The sequence below is a fragment of the Caulobacter sp. D5 genome (genome assembly GCF_003185805.1).
Lineage (GTDB): Bacteria > Pseudomonadota > Alphaproteobacteria > Caulobacterales > Caulobacteraceae > Caulobacter.
The window spans coordinates 1-5,474 of the sequence record NZ_QHJY01000382.1 but is presented as its reverse complement, the minus strand read 5'-3'; the positions used below and the strand labels follow the sequence as shown (position 1 = coordinate 5,474).

General features: G+C 67.4%; 7 protein-coding genes and 1 pseudogene. 6 read left to right on the top strand and 2 right to left on the bottom strand.

Features of this window, described 5'->3' with window-relative positions; translation table 11 throughout:
* Positions 1-856, top strand: a pseudogene (locus tag DMC18_RS21535) (chromosome segregation protein SMC); the annotation flags it as partial.
* Positions 857-1,037: 181 nt separating this feature from the next.
* Here DMC18_RS21535 and DMC18_RS21530 read toward each other — a convergent pair.
* Together DMC18_RS21530 and DMC18_RS21525 are read right to left on the bottom strand one after the other, a co-directional pair.
* Positions 1,038-1,832 (bottom strand): TSUP family transporter, encoded by a 795-nt coding sequence (locus DMC18_RS21530; RefSeq protein ID WP_110120047.1) that lies wholly within the window; start codon positions 1,830-1,832, stop codon positions 1,038-1,040.
* Between the two features lie 103 nt (positions 1,833-1,935).
* The gene (locus DMC18_RS21525) at positions 1,936-2,319 is read right to left on the bottom strand and encodes a DUF6481 family protein (protein WP_110120046.1); all 384 of its coding nucleotides are present in this window, start codon (positions 2,317-2,319) and stop codon (positions 1,936-1,938) included.
* 316 nt (positions 2,320-2,635) lie between these two features.
* Between DMC18_RS21525 and DMC18_RS21520 the strand changes: the two genes are divergently transcribed.
* The 5 genes from DMC18_RS21520 (at position 2,636) to DMC18_RS21500 (ending at position 5,212) form a co-directional block, all read left to right on the top strand.
* Entirely contained in the window at positions 2,636-3,007 is a 372-nt protein-coding gene (locus DMC18_RS21520) for an AtpZ/AtpI family protein (protein ID WP_110120045.1), read from the top strand.
* 5 nt (positions 3,008-3,012) lie between these two features.
* A complete protein-coding gene (locus DMC18_RS21515; protein WP_110120044.1) occupies positions 3,013-3,771 on the top strand; it encodes a F0F1 ATP synthase subunit A in 759 nt (252 codons plus the stop codon).
* Between the two features lie 48 nt (positions 3,772-3,819).
* Positions 3,820-4,044 carry a F0F1 ATP synthase subunit C gene (locus DMC18_RS21510; protein ID WP_108505567.1) on the top strand — a complete coding sequence of 75 codons (225 nt, stop codon included), beginning with the start codon at positions 3,820-3,822 and terminating at the stop codon, positions 4,042-4,044.
* A gap of 114 nt (positions 4,045-4,158) precedes the next feature.
* A complete protein-coding gene (locus tag DMC18_RS21505; protein WP_110120043.1) occupies positions 4,159-4,692 on the top strand; it encodes a hypothetical protein in 534 nt (177 codons plus the stop codon).
* A gap of 13 nt (positions 4,693-4,705) precedes the next feature.
* Positions 4,706-5,212 carry a F0F1 ATP synthase subunit B gene (locus DMC18_RS21500; RefSeq protein WP_110120042.1) on the top strand — a complete coding sequence of 169 codons (507 nt, stop codon included), beginning with the start codon at positions 4,706-4,708 and terminating at the stop codon, positions 5,210-5,212.
* The last annotated feature ends 262 nt before the right edge of the window (positions 5,213-5,474 follow it).

Sequence of the window (5,474 nt, the reverse complement as noted above, 5' to 3'; positions counted from 1 at the left end):
CGCCGCCGACCAGGCCGCCGGCGAGGCCCGCGAGCGCCGCGCCGCCCTGGTCGCCCGCCTGGACGGGGCCCGCGAACGCTTCGCCGAGATCGCCTCGAACATCCGCGAGAGCGCCCGCATGGAGCCCGAGGCCCTGGGCCGGCATCTGGCGGGCGAGGCCGTGGCTGTCCCGAAGGACGCCGCCGGCGTCGAGGCCCACCTTTTCGCCCTGGAGCGCGAGCGCGACGCCATCGGGGCGGTGAACCTGCGGGCCGAGGAGGAGGCCCAGGAATATGCCGGGCGCCTGGAGACCATGCGCATCGAGCGGGCCGACTTGTCGGGCGCGGTGGCCAAGCTGCGCGACGGCATCGAGGAGCTGAACGCCGAGGGGCGCGAACGCCTGCTGGCCGCCTTCGACGTGATCAACGGACACTTCCAGACCCTCTTCCAGGCCCTGTTCGGCGGCGGCCAGGCGGAGCTTCGGCTGATCGAGAGCGACGATCCGCTGGAAGCGGGCCTGGAGATCTTCGCCTGCCCGCCCGGCAAGCGCCTGGCCAGCATGAGCCTGATGAGCGGCGGCGAGCAGGCCCTGACCGCCAGCGCCCTGATCTTCGGCGTCTTCCTGGCCAATCCGGCCCCGATCTGCGTGCTGGACGAAGTCGACGCGCCGCTCGACGACGCAAACGTCGACCGCTACTGCAACATGCTCGACGAGATGCGCCGCCGCACCCTGACGCGCTTCATCGCCATCACCCACAACCCGGTGACCATGAGCCGGATGGACCGCCTGTTCGGCGTGACCATGTCCGAGCGGGGCGTGAGCCAGCTGGTGAGCGTGGATCTGTCGACCGCCGAGGAGCTGGTGGCGGCGCAGTAGGGCGGAAGCCCCTGAAAGGGACCCCAATCCGTAAAATCCCCGCGAAAGCGGGGACCCAGGTGTTTTATCGTCGAGCGTGGCGGGCTTCAGAAAAAGCCTGGGTCCCCGCTTTCGCGGGGATTTCACGGGGAAGAGGTCTATCCCTCCCATCGCCCCCCTGCGTTTTGTGGAAGAGGCTTGGTTAGCCCGGAAGCCCCGCCACCGCATGCCGCAGCGGATTGCTCGGATCGGCCAGCAGCTTGATCGCCATGGCGCAGGAGATCGTCACCAGCAGCGGCCGGATCAGTCGTGCGCCGAACCGCACCGCCAGGCGCGAGCCCAGCTGCGCGCCGAGGAAGGCGCCGACGGCCATGGCCAGGCCGATCGGCCAGATCACCGCGCCCTTGAGGATGAACAGCGCCAGCGCCCCGACATTGCTGGCGGCGTTGGCCAGCTTGGTGTGGGCCGTGGCCTTCAGCACGCCGTAGCCGAGCAGGGTGACGATGGCGACCATGTAGAAGGCCCCTGCGCCCGGGCCAAAGATGCCGTCATAGAAGCCGATGATCGGCGCGATGAAGCCGGCGAAGGCGGGCAGGGCCAGTCGGGCGGGGCCGTCCTCGGCCTTCAGGGCCTTGGACAGGCCGAAATAGACGGCGATGACGATCAGCAGCACCGGCACGAGGCCGGCCAGGAATTTCGGCGAAAGCAGGCTGGCGCACAGGGCGCCGGCGATCCCCGCCAGGCCCGCGGCCAGGCCGATCGGCCAGGCGGTCTTCCAGTCGATCAGGCCGCGCTTGGCGAAGGCCCGGGTGGCCGAGACCGAGCCGAAGGTGCTCTGCAGCTTGCTGGTGCCCAGCGCCGCGATCGGCGGCAGGCCGGAAAGCAGCAGGGCCGGCAGGGTGATCAGGCCGCCGCCGCCGGCGATGGCGTCCAGGGTCCCGGCCACGAAGGCCACGCCGAACAGGATGACGAGCAGTTGGACGCTCAGATGTTCCATGGCGATCCCTACAAACGCGAAAAGCCGCCCGGGAGCCGGGCGGCGGCAGGCGGCGGGTGAAGGAAGGGGAGGCGGCCGACAGCACGTCTCCCCATCGTTCGGATCAGCCGATCAGGTGGGCCCACTGGTGGGCGCGCGAGGCCTTGCTGTTGCGGCCCAGGGCCTTCAGCTCTTCGCGGGCCGCGGCCTTTTCTTCCTTGCGGACGCGTTGCTCGGCGGCTTCGACGGCCTTGCGTTCCTTACGCTCGGCGCGCTTGACGGCCGCGATCTCTTCCTGGCGGGCCAGGGCTTCGAGGCGGGCGATTTCCTTGGCTTCGGCGCGGGCGACGCGAACGGCTTCCAGCTCGGCGGCGCGTTGTTCATCGCGCTTGTCGAAATCAGGATCCTGAACGGCGGCCTTCGGCTTGAACTTGGCCAGCATAGCCTTCTTGGCTTCCTGCTGGGCGGTGATGCGATCGGCGAATCCGGTGTTCTTCAGGTAGGACATGAATCTTCGTGCTGTTGGAGAGGCGCGCCTCCTAAACCCCAAAACGGCGAAAAAAGCAATTGGAGCCGCCACGCTCTTCGTCGGACGGATCGTCGCGCGCCGGGGGTATCGCCAGCGGCGGGGCCGTCCCGGAGACCCAGATTCCGCGGATTGGCTGACCCTGCGGAAATTCCCTCGTCAAAACAGTGTCTTGTGCAGTTTCTCCACAATCTTGACGCACCGCAGCGCGCCCTATAGGTTCCGCCGCGATCAAGCCGGCCGAAAAAGCGCCTTCTTCAGGCGCGTCTGCGGGCGCTTTCGGACCTGACCGCTTCCCATGCCCAAGGCCGACGAACCGAACGACGAGGCTTTCAAGAGCCTGGACGCTCGGCTCGACGCTTTCGAGGCGCGGAAGGCGGCGGAAAAGCCCGCCAAGGCGGCGGACGAGAAGGCTTCCCAGGACGGCTATCGCCTCCTGGCGGATTTGATCGGGGGCGTTCTGGTGGGGCTGGGCTTCGGCTGGCTGCTCGACCACTACGTCGGTACGGGGCCCTGGGGAATGGTCGGCGGTCTGCTGATCGGAACCGGTCTCGCGATATTCTCCGTCGTCCGCAAGGCGACGAAACTGAGCGCGCAGGCGTCCAAGGCCCAGGCCGAGGATGTACACACGGGAGGCGGGTCCACCGCCCCCAAGCAGAAGAGAGACTAGGGCCGATGGCCGATCCGATGCACCAGTTCCAGATCCAGAAGGTCGTGGAACTGCCCACCGTGAACGTCTTCGGTCTTCCGATCGATCTGTCGATCACCAATTCGGTGGCCGCGATGCTGCTGGCCGCGACCCTGGTCGTGGCGTTCTACGCCGTCGCCGCCCGTCGCGCCGTGGTTCCGGGCCGCCTGCAGACCGTGGGCGAGATGCTTTATGGACTGGTCGACGGCCTGGCCGAGTCGATCATCGGCCACGACGGCAAGAAGTTCCTGCCCTTCATCTTCACCCTGTTCGCGTTCGTGCTGTTCATGAACCTGCAGGGCATGTTCCTGGTGTTCACCGCCACCTCGCAGCTGGCCGTGACCCTGACCCTGGGCCTGATGGTCATCCTGACCGTGGTCGCCGTCGGCTTCGCCAAGAACGGCCTGAAGTTCTTCAAGCTGTTCGCGCCGTCGGGCGTGCCGTGGCCGCTGTACTTCCTGCTGGTGCCGATCGAGATCCTGTCGTTCCTGATCCGTCCGATCACCCTGGGTCTTCGTCTTTTCGGCAACATGCTGGGCGGCCACGTGGTGCTGAAGATCTTCGCCGGTTTCGTGATCGCCCTCGGCGGTCTCGGTGCGATCGGCTGGGCCGGTTCGCTGCTGGCCCTTTCCTCCGTCGTCGCCCTGACGGCCCTCGAGTTCATGGTGGCCTTCCTGCAGGCCTTCGTGTTCGCGGTGCTTGCCTGCGTCTATATCAACGACGTCGTGCACCTCGACAGCCACTGATCACCCTTTTCTCTTCAACCTATCTCTGAATTCTCAAGGAGCCTCACAATGGAAGCGGAAGCCGCTAAGTACATCGGCGCTGGCCTGGCCATGCTCGGCATGATCGGCGCGGGCATCGGCCTGGGCGTCATGTTCGGCAACTATTTCCAAGGCGCGCTGCGTAACCCGACCGCCGCCGCTCAAGAGCGTCCGATGCTGTTCCTCGGCATGGCGCTGACGGAAGCCCTGGGCATCTTCGCCCTGGTCATCGCCTTCCTGATCCTCTTCTCGTAATCCTCTGAGCGCGGCGGCGGTCGGTTCCCGGCCTTCGCCGCGCTTTGATCTTTAAGAACCGAGCCTGCTCGCCCGTTTCGGGCCGCAGGCGCTAGCTGAGAGGCGCCCTCGCCCATGGCGACGGAAAATCACGGCACGGTCGCGACGACTGAAGCCCCCGGACACGAAAGCGGCGGTCTTCCGCAGCTCCAGTTCCAGCACTGGGGCGGTCAGATCGTCTGGCTGCTGCTCATCTTCGCCGTTCTCTACATCGTGCTGTCGAAGGGCCTGCTGCCCCGCGTCAGCGGCGCGATCGACGAGCGCGGCGCCAAGATCGCCGGCGACATCGCCGACGCCCGTCGTCTGAAGGACGAAGCCGAGGTGCAGGCCCGCGCGGCCGCCGCCGAGGTGGCCGAGGCTCGCGCCAAGGCCCAGAAGACCGCGGCGGACGCCAAGGCCCAGGCTTCGGCGCAAGCCGCCGAGCGCCAGGCCAAGGAAGAAGCCGTGCTGGCCGAAAAGCTGGCCGCGGCGGAAGCCTCGATCCAGGCCGCCCGCGACGAGGCCATGAGCCACGTCCGCACGGTGGCCGAGGAGACGGCCGGCGCGATCGTCGAGAAGCTGACGGGCAAGGCGGCTTCGGCCGCCGAGCTCAAGACGGCTCTGGCCTAAGGAGTAGCGGACCATGGAACACGAATCCCTGTTCAGCTTCTCCAACCCGGAGTTCTGGGTGCTGGTCGCCCTGGTGATCTTCTTCGGCCTGCTGGTCGTTCTGAAGGTCCTGCCGGGCGCCCTGTTCGGCGCGCTTGACGGCTACGCCGCCAAGATCCAGGCCGAACTCGACGAAGCCCAGAAGCTCCGCGAGGAGGCGCAAGCCCTGCTCGCCGAGGTCAAGGCCCAGCGCGAGGAAGCCGAGCGCCAGGCTTCGGCCATGCTCGAGGCGGCCAAGGCGGACGCGGTCCGTCTGGCGGCCGAGGCCAAGGAAAAGCTCGAGGAGCAGATCACGCGCCGCGCCCAAATGGCCGAACGCAAGATCGCCCAGGCGGAGGCCCAGGCCGCCGCGGACGTCAAGGCCGCGGCCGTCGACCTCGCCGCCCAGGCGGCCGAGGCGGTGCTCCTGGCCCGCGTCGGAACCGGCGCCGACCCCCTGCTCGACGCGGCCATCGGCCAGATCGGCAGCAAGCTGCAGTAGTCCTTCTTGGACGGCTGAAAGATCGAAAGGCGCGGCTCGCAAGGGCCGCGCCTTTTTCTTTGTCCTTTGATCCCTCTCTCTGAGAGAGAGGGAGGGGTCCACGCCATCGGCGTGGGAGGGTGAGAGGTTACACTCTTTCCGGATGAGGCGCGGTGGTCAGAGCTGCGGTTTGAATAGGGCTTGGGGTTTGCCTGTTAGCGGCGAAACCTCTCACCCTCCCACCGCTGCGCGGCGGGCCCCTCCCTCTCTCAAAGAGAGAGGG

Bases quoted from the DNA above. Each gene is read 5' to 3' on its own strand.
- DMC18_RS21530 (WP_110120047.1), bottom strand. From the start codon at position 1,832: ATGGAACATCTGAGCGTCCAACTGCTCGTCATCCTGTTCGGCGTGGCC.
- DMC18_RS21525 (WP_110120046.1), bottom strand. From the start codon at position 2,319: ATGTCCTACCTGAAGAACACCGGATTCGCCGATCGCATCACCGCCCAG.
- DMC18_RS21520 (WP_110120045.1), top strand. From the start codon at position 2,636: ATGCCCAAGGCCGACGAACCGAACGACGAGGCTTTCAAGAGCCTGGAC.
- DMC18_RS21515 (WP_110120044.1), top strand. From the start codon at position 3,013: ATGGCCGATCCGATGCACCAGTTCCAGATCCAGAAGGTCGTGGAACTG.
- DMC18_RS21510 (WP_108505567.1), top strand. From the start codon at position 3,820: ATGGAAGCGGAAGCCGCTAAGTACATCGGCGCTGGCCTGGCCATGCTC.
- DMC18_RS21505 (WP_110120043.1), top strand. From the start codon at position 4,159: ATGGCGACGGAAAATCACGGCACGGTCGCGACGACTGAAGCCCCCGGA.
- DMC18_RS21500 (WP_110120042.1), top strand. From the start codon at position 4,706: ATGGAACACGAATCCCTGTTCAGCTTCTCCAACCCGGAGTTCTGGGTG.